Origin of the sequence: uncultured Escherichia sp., from assembly GCF_948475835.1 — a bacterium.
In the GTDB taxonomy this organism is placed as follows: Bacteria; Pseudomonadota; Gammaproteobacteria; order Enterobacterales; family Enterobacteriaceae; genus ECMA0423.
Genome location: NZ_CAOLGM010000005.1, coordinates 1 through 15,338 on the forward strand (window position 1 = coordinate 1; position 15,338 = coordinate 15,338).

Annotated in this window: 17 protein-coding genes; 9 read left to right on the forward strand and 8 right to left on the reverse strand. The window is 50.9% G+C overall.

The genetic code is table 11. The features are described from left to right. Both QZF50_RS01815 and torZ read left to right on the forward strand, forming a co-directional pair. Positions 1–1,038, forward strand: a 1,038-nt coding sequence (locus tag QZF50_RS01815; protein ID WP_290388813.1) for a NapC/NirT family cytochrome c, incomplete at its 5' end; no start/stop codon positions are given. Positions 1,039–1,062: 24 nt separating this feature from the next. Continuing rightward, complete coding sequence (gene torZ, locus QZF50_RS01820; protein WP_021532944.1) at positions 1,063–3,492, forward strand: trimethylamine N-oxide reductase TorZ; 2,430 nt, start codon at positions 1,063–1,065, stop codon at positions 3,490–3,492. A 164-nt stretch (positions 3,493–3,656) separates the two neighbouring features. Here torZ and cmoB read toward each other — a convergent pair whose 3' ends face one another. The 5 genes from cmoB to QZF50_RS01845 are packed head-to-tail and all read right to left on the reverse strand — an operon-like array spanning position 3,657 to position 7,238. Then, the gene (gene cmoB / locus QZF50_RS01825) at positions 3,657–4,628 is read right to left on the reverse strand and encodes a tRNA 5-methoxyuridine(34)/uridine 5-oxyacetic acid(34) synthase CmoB (RefSeq protein WP_000564745.1); all 972 of its coding nucleotides are present in this window, start codon (positions 4,626–4,628) and stop codon (positions 3,657–3,659) included. Continuing rightward, positions 4,625–5,368: a carboxy-S-adenosyl-L-methionine synthase CmoA gene (cmoA, locus tag QZF50_RS01830; protein ID WP_000019588.1), complete on the reverse strand. Its 744-nt coding sequence runs from the start codon at positions 5,366–5,368 to the stop codon at positions 4,625–4,627. Before cmoA ends, cmoB begins: the two co-directional genes overlap by 4 nt. Before the next feature lie 40 nt (positions 5,369–5,408). Next, positions 5,409–5,804 (reverse strand): MAPEG family protein, encoded by a 396-nt coding sequence (locus QZF50_RS01835; protein WP_001356287.1) that lies wholly within the window; start codon positions 5,802–5,804, stop codon positions 5,409–5,411. 52 nt (positions 5,805–5,856) lie between these two features. Then, a complete protein-coding gene (locus QZF50_RS01840; RefSeq protein WP_000639274.1) occupies positions 5,857–6,675 on the reverse strand; it encodes a DUF72 domain-containing protein in 819 nt (272 codons plus the stop codon). Further along, positions 6,672–7,238: a hydrolase gene (locus QZF50_RS01845; protein ID WP_000891610.1), complete on the reverse strand. Its 567-nt coding sequence runs from the start codon at positions 7,236–7,238 to the stop codon at positions 6,672–6,674. Before QZF50_RS01845 ends, QZF50_RS01840 begins: the two co-directional genes overlap by 4 nt. Before the next feature lie 309 nt (positions 7,239–7,547). Between QZF50_RS01845 and aspS the strand changes: the two genes are divergently transcribed. Genes aspS through ruvC form a run of 4 tightly spaced genes read left to right on the forward strand, consistent with a single transcriptional unit; the run spans position 7,548 to position 11,090 of the window. Further along, the gene (gene aspS, locus QZF50_RS01850) at positions 7,548–9,320 is read left to right on the forward strand and encodes an aspartate--tRNA ligase (RefSeq protein ID WP_061892386.1); all 1,773 of its coding nucleotides are present in this window, start codon (positions 7,548–7,550) and stop codon (positions 9,318–9,320) included. Beyond that, entirely contained in the window at positions 9,313–9,765 is a 453-nt protein-coding gene (nudB, locus tag QZF50_RS01855) for a dihydroneopterin triphosphate diphosphatase (RefSeq protein ID WP_077249130.1), read from the forward strand. Before aspS ends, nudB begins: the two co-directional genes overlap by 8 nt. A 28-nt stretch (positions 9,766–9,793) precedes the next feature. After that, positions 9,794–10,534, forward strand: a complete 741-nt coding sequence (locus tag QZF50_RS01860; RefSeq protein WP_000907234.1) for a YebC/PmpR family DNA-binding transcriptional regulator — start codon at positions 9,794–9,796, stop codon at positions 10,532–10,534. A gap of 34 nt (positions 10,535–10,568) precedes the next feature. Then, entirely contained in the window at positions 10,569–11,090 is a 522-nt protein-coding gene (gene ruvC / locus QZF50_RS01865; RefSeq protein ID WP_001295503.1) for a crossover junction endodeoxyribonuclease RuvC, read from the forward strand. 1 nt (position 11,091) lies between these two features. Here ruvC and QZF50_RS01870 read toward each other — a convergent pair whose 3' ends face one another. Then, the gene (locus tag QZF50_RS01870; RefSeq protein WP_001024930.1) at positions 11,092–11,694 is read right to left on the reverse strand and encodes a YebB family permuted papain-like enzyme; all 603 of its coding nucleotides are present in this window, start codon (positions 11,692–11,694) and stop codon (positions 11,092–11,094) included. 70 nt (positions 11,695–11,764) lie between these two features. Between QZF50_RS01870 and yobI the strand changes: the two genes are divergently transcribed. The 3 genes from yobI (at position 11,765) to ruvB (ending at position 13,599) form a co-directional block, all read left to right on the forward strand. Continuing rightward, positions 11,765–11,830 (forward strand): stress response small protein YobI, encoded by a 66-nt coding sequence (yobI, locus tag QZF50_RS01875; RefSeq protein WP_001386853.1) that lies wholly within the window; start codon positions 11,765–11,767, stop codon positions 11,828–11,830. Positions 11,831–11,968: 138 nt separating this feature from the next. Continuing rightward, positions 11,969–12,580, forward strand: a complete 612-nt coding sequence (ruvA, locus tag QZF50_RS01880; RefSeq protein ID WP_001597908.1) for a Holliday junction branch migration protein RuvA — start codon at positions 11,969–11,971, stop codon at positions 12,578–12,580. Between the two features lie 8 nt (positions 12,581–12,588). Then, the gene (gene ruvB, locus QZF50_RS01885; RefSeq protein WP_000568519.1) at positions 12,589–13,599 is read left to right on the forward strand and encodes a Holliday junction branch migration DNA helicase RuvB; all 1,011 of its coding nucleotides are present in this window, start codon (positions 12,589–12,591) and stop codon (positions 13,597–13,599) included. A 146-nt stretch (positions 13,600–13,745) separates the two neighbouring features. Here ruvB and znuB read toward each other — a convergent pair whose 3' ends face one another. Next, positions 13,746–14,531, reverse strand: a complete 786-nt coding sequence (gene znuB / locus QZF50_RS01890; protein ID WP_001597907.1) for a zinc ABC transporter permease subunit ZnuB — start codon at positions 14,529–14,531, stop codon at positions 13,746–13,748. Continuing rightward, a complete protein-coding gene (gene znuC, locus QZF50_RS01895; RefSeq protein ID WP_000202996.1) occupies positions 14,528–15,283 on the reverse strand; it encodes a zinc ABC transporter ATP-binding protein ZnuC in 756 nt (251 codons plus the stop codon). Before znuC ends, znuB begins: the two co-directional genes overlap by 4 nt. Positions 15,284–15,338 lie beyond the last annotated feature (55 nt).

The window sequence follows — 15,338 nt, forward strand, 5'->3', positions numbered from 1 at the left end:
GGGTTATTGCTGGCGCAAAAAGCCTTACATAAAACGTCGGATACAGCATTTTGCCTTTCCTGCCACTCGATGAGTAAACCTTTTGAGGAATATCAGGGAACTGTCCACTTTTCGAACCAGAAAGGGATACGTGCGGAATGTGCAGATTGCCATATTCCAAAGTCAGGGATGGATTATTTATTTGCTAAATTAAAAGCATCTAAAGATATTTATCATGAATTTGTTAGCGGCAAAATAGACAGTGACGATAAGTTCGAAACTCATCGCCAAGAAATGGCCGAAACAGTATGGAAAGAATTAAAAGCAACTGACTCTGCAACGTGCCGTAGTTGCCATTCTTTTGATGCCATGGATATTGCCTCGCAAAGTGAATCTGCGCAGAAAATGCATAACAAAGCACAAAAGGGCGGCGAAACCTGTATCGATTGTCATAAAGGCATTGCCCATTTTCCGCCAGAAATAAAAATGGATGACAACGCGGCGCATGAGCTGGAAAGTCAGGCCGCTACTTCAGTGACTAATGGCGCACATATTTATCCTTTCAAAACTTCTCGCATAGGCGAGCTGGCTACCGTGAATCCTGGTACCGATCTCACCGTCGTTGATGCCAGTGGCAAACAGCCGATCGTTCTGTTGCAGGGTTATCAAATGCAGGGCAGTGAAAACACGCTCTACCTGGCGGCAGGTCAACGGCTGGCGCTAGCCACATTAAGTGAAGAAGGTATCAAGGCGCTCACGGTAAACGGGGAATGGCAGGCTGACGAATACGGCAATCAATGGCGTCAGGCGTCTTTACAGGGTGCGCTTACCGATCCCGCATTAGCGGACCGTAAACCGCTATGGCAATACGCTGAAAAACTTGACGATACCTATTGCGCTGGTTGCCATGCGCCTATTGCCGCTGACCATTACACCGTCAATGCATGGCCGTCCATTGCCAAAGGAATGGGTGCGCGAACCAGCATGAGCGAAAACGAACTGGACATTTTAACGCGGTATTTCCAGTACAACGCCAAAGATATTACCGAGAAACAGTGATCCTCGTTGATCAGGGAGGAAGTTATGACATTAACAAGACGTGAATTTATTAAACACAGCGGTATTGCCGCTGGAGCGCTGGTGGTGACATCGGCAGCACCGCTCCCCGCATGGGCAGAAGAGAAGGGCGGTAAAATCCTCACCGCGGGACGTTGGGGAGCGATGAACGTAGAAGTGAAGGACGGCAAGATTGTTTCTTCAACAGGCGCGCTGGCGAAAACCATACCGAATTCCTTACAGTCTACGGCGGCGGATCAGGTACACACCACGACGCGTATTCAGCATCCGATGGTGAGAAAAAGCTATCTCGATAATCCACTGCAACCGACGAAAGGTCGTGGCGAAGATACCTATGTACAGGTGAGCTGGGAACAAGCATTAAAACTGATTCATGAGCAACACGATCGCATTCGCAAAGCTAACGGACCATCGGCTATTTTTGCCGGATCATACGGCTGGCGCTCTTCTGGCGTGTTGCATAAAGCGCAAACCTTACTGCAACGTTATATGAACCTGGCGGGCGGTTATTCCGGGCATAGCGGCGATTATTCAACCGGGGCGGCACAGGTGATCATGCCGCATGTGGTCGGTTCTGTAGAGGTGTATGAACAGCAGACCTCCTGGCCGCTGATTCTGGAAAACAGCCAGGTTGTGGTGCTGTGGGGAATGAACCCGCTGAATACCTTAAAAATTGCCTGGAGCAGTACCGATGAGCAAGGGCTGGAATACTTCCATCAGCTGAAAAAATCTGGCAAACCAGTGATTGCCATTGATCCTATCCGCTCCGAAACCATCGAATTCTTTGGCGATAATGCCACCTGGATCGCGCCGAATATGGGCACCGACGTGGCACTGATGTTAGGGATTGCGCATACCCTGATGACACAAGGCAAACACGATAAAGTGTTCCTTGAAAAATACACTATCGGGTATCCGCAGTTTGAAGAGTATCTGAGAGGTAAGAGCGATAATACGCCGAAGAGCGCGGCCTGGGCGGCGGAAATTACTGGCGTACCGGAAGCGCAGATAGTCAAACTCGCTGAACTGATGGCGGCGAATCGCACAATGCTGATGGCAGGCTGGGGAATTCAGCGCCAGCAATATGGTGAACAGAAACACTGGATGCTGGTGACGCTGGCGGCGATGTTAGGGCAGATTGGTACACCGGGCGGCGGTTTTGGTTTCTCTTATCATTACTCAAATGGTGGCAACCCGACACGTGTTGGCGGCGTGCTGCCGGAAATGTCTGCGGCGATTGCCGGACAGGCCAGCGAGGCCGCTGATGATGGCGGAATGAGGGCGATTCCTGTTGCCCGTATCGTCGATGCGCTGGAAAATCCTGGTGGCAAATATCAGCATAACGGTAAAGAACAAACGTATCCGAATATCAAAATGATCTGGTGGGCGGGTGGCGGTAACTTTACCCATCACCAGGATACTAATCGTCTGATCAAAGCATGGCAGAAACCGGAGATGATCGTCGTTTCTGAATGCTACTGGACCGCAGCTGCTAAACATGCAGATATCGTATTACCGATCACCACATCGTTTGAGCGCAATGACTTGACGATGACCGGTGATTACAGCAACCAGCATATTGTGCCGATGAAGCAGGCTGTTGCTCCGCAATTTGAAGCGCGTAACGATTTTGACGTATTTGCCGATCTTGCTGAATTACTGAAACCTGGCGGAAAAGAGATCTATACCGAAGGTAAAGATGAAATGGCGTGGCTGAAATTTTTCTATGATGCCGCTCAGAAAGGTGCTCGTGCGCAACGCGTGACTATGCCGATGTTTAATGCCTTCTGGCAGCAAAATAAACTGATCGAAATGCGCAGCAGCGAGAAGAACGAACAGTACGTTCGTTATGGTGATTTCCGCGCCGATCCGGTGAAAAATGCGCTGGGTACGCCAAGCGGCAAAATTGAGATTTACTCCAAAACGCTGGAAAAATTTGGCTATAAGGATTGCCCGGCACATCCAACCTGGCTTGCGCCTGATGAGTGGAAGGGTACCGCCGACGAGAAGCAGTTGCAGCTTCTGACCGCACATCCGGCACACCGTTTACATAGTCAGCTTAACTATGCGGAACTGCGTAAAAAATATGCGGTTGCCGATCGTGAACCGATCACTATTCACACCGAAGATGCTGCTCGATTTGGTATTGCGAATGGCGATCTGGTGCGTGTCTGGAACAAACGTGGTCAGATTTTGACAGGCGCGGTGGTGACTGACGGGATCAAAAAAGGCGTGGTATGCGTGCATGAAGGTGCATGGCCAGATCTGGAAAACGGCTTGTGTAAAAACGGCAGTGCGAACGTGTTAACGGCGGATATCCCCAGCTCGCAGCTGGCAAATGCCTGTGCCGGTAACTCTGCGCTGGTGTATATCGAAAAATATACGGGTAACGCACCGAAGTTAACGGCATTTGATAAGCCTGCTGTTCAGGCGTAAGAAGTGAATAGCGCCCGGAAACGGGCGCTGAGGTTATGCAAACGTAAAACTGCCTGATGCGCTATGCTTATCAGGCCTACATAGTCCCTGCAATAGATTGAATTAGCAAGGGTTTGTAGGCCGGATAAGGCATTCACGCCGCATCCGGCAGTAATACCAGACCTTTACGGCTTGCGCGCAATCAGCACCGCGCGTTTAGGCGCAGGATAACCTTCAACTGTCTTACTCGGATCATGTGGGTCGAGGAAATCGGACAGAGATTCGGTAACCATCCATTCAGTGCGTCGCTGCTCTTCAGTAGTGGTAACGCACACATCCACAATGCGGATATCTACAAAACCACACTTCTTCAGCCAGTTTTTCAGCGCCAGCGCGGAAGGGATGAAATAGACATTACGCATTTGCGCGTAACGATCGCCTGGTACCAGCACCGTGTTCTCATCGCCATCAATAACCAGCGTTTCCAGCACCAGTTCACCCTCATTCACCAGTTGATCTTTCAACTGCCAGAGATGCTCCAGCGGCGAACGGCGATGGTAAAGCACGCCCATCGAAAAGACGGTATCAAAGGCTTTCAGTGCCGGAAGCTGTTCAATACCTAACGGTAACAAATGTGCGCGCTGATCGTTACCCAGTAGTTTACGCACCGCTTCAAACTGGCACAGAAACAGTTGCGTAGGGTCGATCCCCACCGCGAGGTGCGCGCCTGCGCCAATCATGCGCCACATGTGATAACCGCTGCCGCAGCCGACATCCAGAATGGTGCGTCCGGTTAAATCAGAAAGATGGGGCAGAACACGATCCCATTTCCAGTCGGAACGCCATTCGGTATCGATGTTGACGCCATACAGTGAGAACGGCCCTTTGCGCCATGGCATCAGGTTCCGCATAAGCGTTTCAATGCGTTTAATTTGCCCGGTGCTCAGTGGCTCTTCGCTTTCGGCGGTTACGCTATGCAATAAATCCAGACGATACGGTTTAATTTCAGGCAGAAATTCCACCGCGTTGGACCACTGCTTAAACAGCCCGTGCTGCTGCTCGCGCTGCCAGTTAGCAATCTGCGCGGGCAGCGTTTCGAGCCAGTGTGAAAGATGATTTTTGGCAATCAGAGAATAAAAGTTACCAAAGTCGATCATGCAGCGTCCTCTGCTTTTAATGCCACCAGTGAACCAAAGTTAAAGCACTGGAACCACAGCTCGCTATGCTCAAAACCGGCTTTATGCAGGCGTGCTTTATGGGTTTCCACGGAATCGGTCAGCATCACGTTTTCCAGCATGCTGCGCTTCTGGCTGATCTCCAGTTCGCTGTAACCGTTGGCACGTTTAAAGTCGTGGTGCATGTTGAACAACAGTTCACCAACTTTGGCATCTTCGAAACTGAATTTTTCCGAAAGCACCAGCGCGCCGCCCGGGTTCAGTCCTTGATAAATTTTATCCAGTAATGCCTGGCGCTCGGAAGGTTCCAGGAATTGCAGGGTAAAATTCAGCACCACCATCGATGCGTTTTCAATGGCGATATCGCGAATATCACCTTCAATCACGTCTACTGGCGTAGGGGCTTTATAGGCGTCAATATGACGACGGCAGCGTTCAATCATCGCCGGGGAGTTGTCGATGGCAATAATTTTGCAATTATCATGATGAATGTTGCGACGCACCGAGAGCGTCGCCGCGCCCAGAGAACAACCCAGATCGTAAACCTGCGTACCAGGTTGAACGAAGCGCTCGGCTAACATACCAATCATGGAAATAATATTGGAATAGCCGGGAACGGAACGCTGGATCATATCCGGGAAGACTTCAGCTACCCGTTCATCAAAGGTCCAGTCGCCCAGTCTGGCGATAGGGGCAGAAAATAGCGTGTCGCGGTGAGACATAACGTAAAAATCCGGGAAAAAGAAAGTGGCGTATTGTGCGCTAACGCAGGGAGAAAACCAACTCCCAGGGCATATACCAAAGATTCGCCAGCACCATCAGCAACAGCGCACACCAGGTGGCGCTCATGCCGGAACGTCGCCAGCGGAACAGACGGTGATGAAAACCGTAATAATGCATCAGACGACCAGCAAGCAAAACGATGCCGCAAATATGCACCATCCAGGTTTCTGCGCCATTCATTTCCATAAACAGCATCAGCGCAATCGCGATGGGAATATATTCCACCGCGTTACCATGAATGCGAATAGCGCTTTGCAGTTCGCTAAAACCACCGTCACCATAGGCAACGCGGTACTGCATTCGCAGGCGAACGACATCAAAAGAGAACTTCATTAATAACAACGCACTTAAAACGGCATACAGCGCGCTTACCATACAAACTCCCTTTAAAATGGCCGATGGCACCTGTCTATGATAGGTGGCAAATTCAGAAAAGAGAAGATTGCTGTGGAATAGCCGGAACTGCTCCGATCTCTGGAAGCGTTTTACGTAAGTCTTCCCACAGGGTATGTACCAGTTCCGGGGCCTGGGCAATGTCTGGCGTATGTAAAAAAAGATAAGGCGTAGTGGTCTGATGCCACTGCGCTAATTTTTGTAACCAGACCTGAAATAATTCCCGGTTTTGCGTCATATCATCACTACCGATAAAACGGATCAGCGGATTTGTCGCCGTCAGTACAGCATGTACCGGAACTTTAGGTTTTTTTCGTTGAGCGTCGCGAATAGCTTCACTGTGTGGACGTGCTGCATGAACCGGGCGGCTGTCTAAAATCACCCGATTAACGCCGCGCTGATGTAAACCGCGATTAAGCGTTTGTTCCTCTTCCCCTTTGGCGAAAAACTGTGGATGGCGGACTTCCACACCATAATTAAATTCGCCAGGGAGAGAATCGAGAAAATGCCAAAGCGCAGGCAGCTCCCGTGGGCCGAATGTGGCAGGCAGTTGCAGCCAGTATTGCCCAATGCGCGGAGCCAACGGTGACATGCGGGTCAAAAATTCAGTCACTAAATCATCGCAATGTCGTAATGCTGCCTGATGCGAAATGGTCGCCGGAAACTTAAAACAGAAGCGGAAGTCATCTGTGGTCTGTTCACGCCAGCGCAGGACAACCTCGGGTTTCGGCAGGGCGTAAAGCGTGGTGTTGCCCTCCACGCAGTTAAAGTGGCGGGCATACTCTTCAAGGCTGGTGATTCCCAACCGCACCCATTTAGGATGCGACCATTGCGGTAGACCGATGTAAATCATAACGCGTGAAGGATCTCTTCCACGCTACGCACACGGGCGATGCGTGGGTAGATATGGTTGATGCTGTTATTGTGCTGCTCGGCGCTGGCGGCACTACAGGCGTCTTCGGCAATCACCAGATTAAAGCCAAGTTCCCAGGCATTGCGGGCGGTGGATTCAACACCGATATTGGTCGAGATCCCACATAACACTATTGTATCGATACCTCGGCGGCGCAGTTGCAACTCCAGATCCGTACCGTAAAACGCACCCCACTGACGTTTGATGATTTCGATATCACTGTCAGTTGCACCTAATGCAGCTGGATGTTGCCACCAGTTTTCGGGCAACACTTTAGCGGGGGAGGGGGCATCAACCGGCTGTTTTAATGCTTCGGCGTGATCGGCAGACCAGCCAACGCGCACCAGAAACACGGGCTGACCGCTGGCGCGAAATTTCGCCGCCAGCTTCCCGGCGCGATTAACTACCTCATCGGCAGTATGTGGACCACCGGCAAAAGGTAAGATGCCTTCTTGTAAATCGATCACCACCAACGCAGTGGTTTTAGCATTAAGTTCAAGCATGCTGACTCCTGAAAAAACAAAATCGTGCCTCACACCTTAATGCGATTAGCCGATGGCGGAACGACAAATTTTGTTAATTTTTATGAGTTCGGGCAACACCTTTATAGCAAACTGGCGTAGAGTCTGATTTCAGGCCCGATATAAAGTGGTAACGAGGCGTTCCAGCGCGGGCCAGGCTCTTACGGTGCGGCAGAATTTCCAGTATAATAGCCGCCTTTTTTCATTCAGTTGTGACATACAGCTAACGCTGCGACTTGGTCACCTGCGCAGCAGGGGGCATCCGCCGGCAGCTAAGTTAAGGGATATCTCATGCGTACAGAATATTGTGGACAGCTCCGTTTGTCCCACGTGGGGCAGCAGGTGACTCTGTGTGGTTGGGTCAACCGTCGTCGTGATCTTGGTAGCCTGATCTTCATCGATATGCGCGACCGCGAAGGTATCGTGCAGGTATTTTTCGATCCGGATCGTGCGGACGCGTTAAAGCTGGCCTCTGAACTGCGTAATGAGTTCTGCATTCAGGTTACGGGCACCGTACGTGCGCGTGACGAAAAAAATATTAACCGCGATATGGCGACCGGCGAAATTGAAGTGCTGGCGTCCTCGCTGACTATCATCAACCGCGCAGATGTTCTGCCGCTTGACTCTAACCACGTCAACACCGAAGAAGCGCGTCTGAAATACCGCTACCTCGACCTGCGTCGCCCGGAAATGGCGCAGCGCCTGAAAACCCGCGCTAAAATCACCAGCCTGGTGCGCCGTTTTATGGATGACCACGGCTTCCTCGACATCGAAACTCCGATGCTGACCAAAGCCACGCCGGAAGGCGCGCGTGACTACCTGGTGCCTTCTCGTGTGCACAAAGGTAAATTCTACGCACTGCCGCAATCCCCACAGTTGTTCAAACAGCTGCTGATGATGTCCGGTTTTGACCGTTACTATCAGATCGTTAAATGCTTCCGTGACGAAGACCTGCGCGCTGATCGTCAGCCTGAATTTACTCAGATCGATGTGGAAACTTCTTTCATGACCGCGCCGCAAGTGCGTGAAGTGATGGAAGCGCTGGTGCGTCATTTGTGGCTGGAAGTGAAGGGCGTGGATCTGGGCGATTTCCCGGTAATGACCTTTGCGGAAGCAGAACGCCGTTATGGTTCTGATAAACCGGATCTGCGTAACCCGATGGAACTGACCGACGTTGCTGATCTGCTGAAATCTGTTGAGTTTGCAGTATTTGCAGGTCCGGCGAACGATCCGAAAGGTCGCGTTGCCGCTCTGCGCGTTCCGGGCGGCGCATCGCTGACCCGTAAGCAGATCGACGAATACGGTAACTTCGTTAAAATCTACGGCGCGAAAGGTCTGGCTTACATCAAAGTTAACGAACGCGCGAAAGGTCTGGAAGGTATCAACAGCCCGGTAGCGAAGTTCCTTAATGCAGAAATCATCGAAGCCATCCTGGATCGTACTGCCGCGCAAGATGGCGATATAATTTTCTTCGGTGCCGACAACAAGAAAATTGTTGCCGACGCGATGGGCGCACTGCGCCTGAAAGTGGGTAAAGACCTTGGTCTGACCGACGAAAGCAAATGGGCACCGCTGTGGGTTATCGACTTCCCGATGTTTGAAGACGACGGTGAAGGCGGCCTGACGGCAATGCACCATCCGTTCACCTCACCGAAAGACATGACTGCTGCAGAACTGAAAGCTGCACCGGAAAATGCGGTGGCGAACGCTTACGATATGGTCATCAATGGTTACGAAGTGGGCGGTGGTTCAGTACGTATCCATAATGGTGATATGCAGCAGACGGTGTTTGGTATTCTGGGTATCAACGAAGAGGAACAGCGCGAGAAATTCGGCTTCCTGCTCGACGCTCTGAAATACGGTACTCCGCCGCACGCAGGTCTGGCATTCGGTCTTGACCGTCTGACCATGCTGCTGACCGGCACCGACAATATCCGTGACGTTATTGCCTTCCCGAAAACCACGGCGGCAGCGTGTCTGATGACTGAAGCACCGAGCTTTGCTAACCCGACTGCACTGGCTGAGCTGAGCATTCAGGTTGTGAAGAAGGCTGAGAATAACTGATATGGCTTATAAGCGTCCCGTTTCGATCTTAGTGGTCATCTACGCACAAGATACGAAACGGGTGCTGATGTTGCAGCGGCGTGACGATCCCGATTTCTGGCAGTCGGTAACCGGCAGCGTGGAAGAGGGGGAAACCGCGCCGCAAGCTGCCATGCGCGAAGTAAAGGAAGAGGTCACCATTGATGTTGTCGCTGAACAACTGACCTTAATTGACTGTCAGCGCACGGTAGAGTTTGAAATTTTTTCACATTTACGTCATCGCTATGCGCCGGGCGTGACGCGTAATACGGAATCATGGTTCTGTCTTGCGCTCCCACACGAGCGGCAGATCGTTTTCACTGAACATCTGGCTTACAAGTGGCTTGATGCGCCTGCTGCGGCGGCGCTCACTAAGTCCTGGAGCAACCGGCAGGCGATTGAACAGTTTGTAATTAACGCTGCCTGAACAGGCAGGGCTATCTGGAGATATTTTTATGGCAGGTCATAGTAAATGGGCCAACACCAGACATCGTAAAGCTGCGCAGGATGCAAAGCGCGGTAAAATCTTCACTAAAATCATTCGTGAGCTGGTAACCGCGGCTAAGCTGGGCGGTGGCGATCCGGACGCTAACCCGCGTCTGCGTGCAGCAATTGATAAAGCACTGTCTAACAACATGACCCGCGACACACTGAACCGCGCAATTGCACGTGGTGTGGGCGGTGATGATGATGCAAACATGGAAACCATCATCTACGAAGGTTACGGTCCTGGCGGCACGGCAATCATGATTGAATGTCTGTCTGACAACCGCAACCGTACCGTTGCTGAAGTGCGTCATGCATTCAGCAAATGTGGCGGTAACCTCGGTACTGATGGTTCCGTAGCCTATCTGTTCAGCAAAAAAGGCGTGATCTCCTTCGAGAAAGGCGATGAAGACACCATCATGGAAGCAGCTTTGGAAGCAGGTGCTGAAGACGTTGTGACCTATGATGACGGCGCGATTGATGTCTACACCGCATGGGAAGAAATGGGTAAAGTGCGCGACGCTCTGGAAGCGGCAGGTCTGAAAGCAGACAGCGCGGAAGTTTCCATGATCCCGTCCACCAAAGCTGATATGGATGCAGAAACCGCACCGAAACTGATGCGTCTGATCGATATGCTGGAAGATTGCGACGACGTGCAGGAAGTTTACCATAACGGTGAAATCTCTGATGAGGTCGCAGCGACTCTCTGATGAGGCCTGCTAAACAGCAAAACGGAGACGCGTGATGGCTATTATTCTCGGCATTGATCCGGGTTCGCGCGTGACCGGCTATGGCGTAATTCGCCAGGTAGGCAGGCAACTGTCCTACCTGGGTAGCGGATGCATACGCACCAAAGTGGATGATTTACCGTCTCGTCTGAAGCTCATCTATGCGGGCGTGACGGAAATCATCACCCAGTTCCAGCCTGATTATTTCGCCATTGAACAAGTCTTTATGGCGAAGAACGCTGACTCAGCCCTGAAACTGGGCCAGGCGCGCGGCGTGGCGATTGTTGCGGCGGTGAATCAGGAATTGCCGGTATTTGAATACGCGGCACGTCAGGTAAAGCAAACGGTGGTAGGTATTGGTAGTGCCGAAAAAAGCCAGGTGCAGCATATGGTCCGCACCTTGCTGAAACTGCCCGCTAATCCACAGGCGGATGCCGCCGATGCGTTAGCTATCGCGATTACCCATTGTCACGTCAGTCAGAATGCGATGCAGATGAGCGAATCGCGGCTGAACCTGGCGAGAGGGCGACTGCGTTAAGTTATACCGCCTCGGTCAGTTCAGGCTGAGGCGTTTCAACTCCCTCCGCGTGAATCAACACCAAACCCGGATGATGCCACAAACTGGCTGGCGTGACGGTTTTACGCTCCCACGGAATAGAACCTAAGAACCAGAATTTCCAGAAAGTGAGTTTTGCATTCGGATTGCTATTTAACAGTTGTCCAAACGTCTCTATTTCACCCACCGGAATACATAGCGCCTCTTTATAAATATCAAAGACAAATTTTGAACAGAACTGGCGGGAAGATTCGTATTTAAAACCCGTGTGGTAAAGTTTGCGTAGCCGGGAAGGAACCTGTTCAACAATTCGTTGTTTTTGTTGTTCTGTCAGCCCAGCGTCTAATCGCTTTATAGCATAGCGTTGATTAGACGAACGTTTAATAAAACGAGATAGCGTGGTGATGGTTGAAAGGGGAACCCGGCTTTCTGCAACCAGGAAGTCTTCACCGTTATGACCGATAATGATCCCGACGTGATTACTCCAGCAATTTGATGCAGCTGATATTTGACCAAATAAGGCAGCACCTATACATGTAAAGACGATATCTCCAATTTCATATTCAGCAGGGTAATTAATATTCACGTTGTCATTCCATTGAAATCGATACGAATATACGTAATAGCATAAAAAATTTATTTTTTCAGGAGTCGCAATGTATATTTTTATTACGCATTTCTTCACTGAATATGTAATATTCAAATATTTGCTTCCAATATAACCTGTTGAATAAATTATACTCTGCCATTTTTCAGATCATCGGGACACCTCGCAAGTTTTCTTCATCCTTCGCTGGATATCTATCCAGCATTTTTTTATCATACAGCATTATCTTTGATTCATTACGCAGGAGCGTCATGTGATAGGCAGACTCAGAGGCATCATCATTGAAAAACAACCCCCGCTGGTGTTAATTGAAGTGGGCGGCGTAGGCTATGAAGTGCATATGCCGATGACCTGTTTTTATGAACTCCCTGAAGCGGGTCAGGAAGCGATCGTTTTCACCCACTTTGTGGTGCGTGAAGACGCGCAACTGCTGTACGGTTTTAACAATAAACAAGAGCGCACATTGTTCAAAGAGTTGATCAAAACCAACGGCGTCGGCCCGAAGTTGGCGCTGGCGATCCTCTCCGGAATGTCAGCGCAGCAGTTCGTTAATGCCGTTGAGCGTGAAGAAGTGGGGGCGCTGGTGAAACTGCCGGGTATTGGCAAAAAAACCGCCGAACGCTTGATTGTTGAAATGAAAGACCGATTTAAAGGTTTGCATGGCGATCTCTTTACGCCAGCCGCCGACCTGGTACTCACATCACCTGCCAGCCCGGCGACCGACGATGCTGAACAAGAAGCAGTTGCCGCGCTGGTGGCGCTGGGCTATAAACCACAAGAGGCAAGCCGCATGGTGAGCAAAATCGTTCGCCCTGACGCCAGCAGTGAAACATTAATTCGCGAAGCCCTACGCGCCGCGTTATGAGGTAAAGGATGATTGAAGCAGACCGTCTGATTTCTGCCGGTACCACTTTGCCGGAAGATGTGGCAGATCGTGCCATTCGCCCTAAATTACTGGAAGAGTATGTTGGTCAGCCGCAGGTTCGTTCACAGATGGAGATTTTCATCAAAGCAGCGAAACTGCGCGGCGATGCCCTCGATCATCTGTTGATTTTCGGTCCTCCGGGGTTGGGTAAAACTACGCTTGCCAACATCGTCGCCAATGAAATGGGCGTTAATTTACGCACGACTTCTGGTCCGGTGCTGGAAAAGGCGGGCGATCTGGCAGCGATGCTCACTAACCTTGAACCGCATGACGTGTTGTTTATTGATGAGATCCACCGTCTTTCGCCAGTGGTGGAAGAGGTGTTGTATCCGGCAATGGAAGACTACCAACTGGATATCATGATTGGTGAAGGTCCGGCGGCACGCTCCATTAAAATTGATTTGCCGCCGTTTACCCTGATTGGTGCAACCACGCGCGCAGGTTCGCTGACATCACCGTTGCGCGATCGTTTTGGTATTGTGCAGCGTCTGGAGTTTTATCAGGTGCCGGATCTGCAATATATCGTCAGTCGCAGCGCACGCTTTATGGGGCTTGAGATGAGTGATGACGGCGCGCTGGAAGTTGCTCGTCGAGCTCGCGGTACGCCGCGCATTGCCAACCGTCTGCTGCGTCGAGTGCGTGATTTCGCCGAAGTGAAGCACGATGGCACCATCTCGGCAGATATCGCTGCTCAGGCGTTGGATATGTTGAATGTCGATGCTGAAGGTTTCGATTATATGGACCGCAAGTTATTGCTGGCGGTAATCGATAAGTTCTTTGGTGGGCCGGTAGGTCTGGATAACCTTGCGGCAGCCATTGGCGAAGAACGTGAAACCATTGAGGATGTGCTGGAACCTTATTTGATTCAGCAAGGCTTTTTGCAGCGTACACCGCGTGGGCGTATGGCGACGACGCGGGCGTGGAATCACTTTGGCATAACGCCGCCAGAAATGCCGTAAGTCGGATTGGTCGCTCGCACCGCATCCGACATTGGCAGTGTGCCTGATGCGACGCTATTCGCGTCTTACCAGGCCTACCAGAGATAGCGAACCGTAGGTCGGATAAGGCGCTCGCGCCGCATCCGACAAATGTGTTCAGCGATAGATTAGCTGGCCTGCTTTTTCATCATACTGAGAATAAATAACAGTGCCGCACATAGCACCACCGACGGACCCGCCGGCGTATCGTAAAACGCGGAAAAGGTTAAACCGCCAGTTACTGCCACCATCCCCACCAAAACAGCGACACCAGCCATCTGTTCCGGCGTATGGGCAAAGCGACGCGCAGTAGCTGCAGGAATAATCAGCAACGAAGTAATAATCAACGCACCGACAAATTTCATCGCTACACCAATCGTCAATGCTGTCACCAGCATCAACAACAATTTCACGCGCTGTAATTTCACACCATCAACAAACGCCAGATCCGGGCTAATCGTCATCGACAGCAAATTGCGCCATTGCCAGAACAAAATAGCCACCACGATGACCACGCCAATCGCAATAGAGATGAGATCTTCTGGCGTCACTGCCAGCAAATCACCGAACAGGTAAGCCATCAAATCAACACGAATATTAGACATCAGACTAACGACCACCAGGCCCAGCGACAGGGCACTGTGCGCCATAATCCCTAATAACGTGTCGATCGCCAGCTGTGGACGCTTCTCCAGCCATACCAGACCGCCCGCCAGCAGCAGCGTAACGGCAATCACCGCATAGAATGGATTCACGTCCAGCAACAAACCAAACGCGACACCAAGTAATGAGGCATGAGCCAGCGTATCACCGAAATAAGACATACGACGCCAGACTACAAACGAACCCAGAGGACCCGCGGCACAGGCGAGCATGATCCCGGCTAACCAACCGGGAAATAATAATTCAATCATGAGCGATCATTTCCCCGACGCAAAACAATTCGTCCCTGTAAATCGTGACGATGATTATGATGATGGCGATAGATACCCAGTTGTTCAGCACCACGAGGACCAAACATTGAAATAAACTCCGGATGCAGGGAAACAACTTCCGGTGTGCCGGAACAACAAATGTGGTGATTCAGACACAGCACTTCATCGGTTTTTGCCATTACCAGATGCAGATCGTGAGAGACCATTAAAACGCCACAATCCAGTTCGCGACGCAACTGGTCAATAAGGTCATATAACGCCACCTGGCCATTTACATCCACGCCTTGAGTGGGTTCATCCAGCACTAATAATTGCGGGCGATTTAACAATGCTCGCGCTAACAGTACACGCTGCGTTTCGCCACCAGAGAGCTTTTGCATCGGTGCGTTAATCAGGTGCCCGGCCTGGACACGTTTCAGTGCAGGCAAAATATCTTCTTTATGTGTACCAGGGCGTAAGCGTAAAAAACGGTTTACGGTCAGTGGCAACGTGGTGTCGAGATACAGCTTCTGCGGTACATAGCCGATGCGCAGTTTTCCATTACGCTTGATAACCCCTTCATCGGGTGTTACTAGCCCGAGCACTACCCGTACCAGTGTCGACTTACCTGCGCCATTTGGCCCAAGTAAAGTCAAAATTTTTCCAGGTTTAAGTTCCAGCGACACATCAGAGAGGACGCGGCGTTGGCCAAAAGAAACCGAGACATTTTCCAGGGAAACCAGACTTGTCATGTTAATTTTAGTCTTGCAGTAGTCATGAAATGTTATAATATCACACTTCTCATAT

Excerpts from the sequence above, each read along its gene's own strand:
- torZ (WP_021532944.1), top strand. The coding sequence starts at position 1,063 with ATGACATTAACAAGACGTGAATTTATTAAACACAGCGGTATTGCCGCT.
- cmoB (WP_000564745.1), bottom strand. The coding sequence starts at position 4,628 with ATGATCGACTTTGGTAACTTTTATTCTCTGATTGCCAAAAATCATCTT.
- cmoA (WP_000019588.1), bottom strand. The coding sequence starts at position 5,368 with ATGTCTCACCGCGACACGCTATTTTCTGCCCCTATCGCCAGACTGGGC.
- QZF50_RS01835 (WP_001356287.1), bottom strand. The coding sequence starts at position 5,804 with ATGGTAAGCGCGCTGTATGCCGTTTTAAGTGCGTTGTTATTAATGAAG.
- QZF50_RS01840 (WP_000639274.1), bottom strand. The coding sequence starts at position 6,675 with ATGATTTACATCGGTCTACCGCAATGGTCGCATCCTAAATGGGTGCGG.
- QZF50_RS01845 (WP_000891610.1), bottom strand. The coding sequence starts at position 7,238 with ATGCTTGAACTTAATGCTAAAACCACTGCGTTGGTGGTGATCGATTTA.
- aspS (WP_061892386.1), top strand. The coding sequence starts at position 7,548 with ATGCGTACAGAATATTGTGGACAGCTCCGTTTGTCCCACGTGGGGCAG.
- QZF50_RS01860 (WP_000907234.1), top strand. The coding sequence starts at position 9,794 with ATGGCAGGTCATAGTAAATGGGCCAACACCAGACATCGTAAAGCTGCG.
- ruvC (WP_001295503.1), top strand. The coding sequence starts at position 10,569 with ATGGCTATTATTCTCGGCATTGATCCGGGTTCGCGCGTGACCGGCTAT.
- ruvB (WP_000568519.1), top strand. The coding sequence starts at position 12,589 with ATGATTGAAGCAGACCGTCTGATTTCTGCCGGTACCACTTTGCCGGAA.
- znuB (WP_001597907.1), bottom strand. The coding sequence starts at position 14,531 with ATGATTGAATTATTATTTCCCGGTTGGTTAGCCGGGATCATGCTCGCC.
- znuC (WP_000202996.1), bottom strand. The coding sequence starts at position 15,283 with ATGACAAGTCTGGTTTCCCTGGAAAATGTCTCGGTTTCTTTTGGCCAA.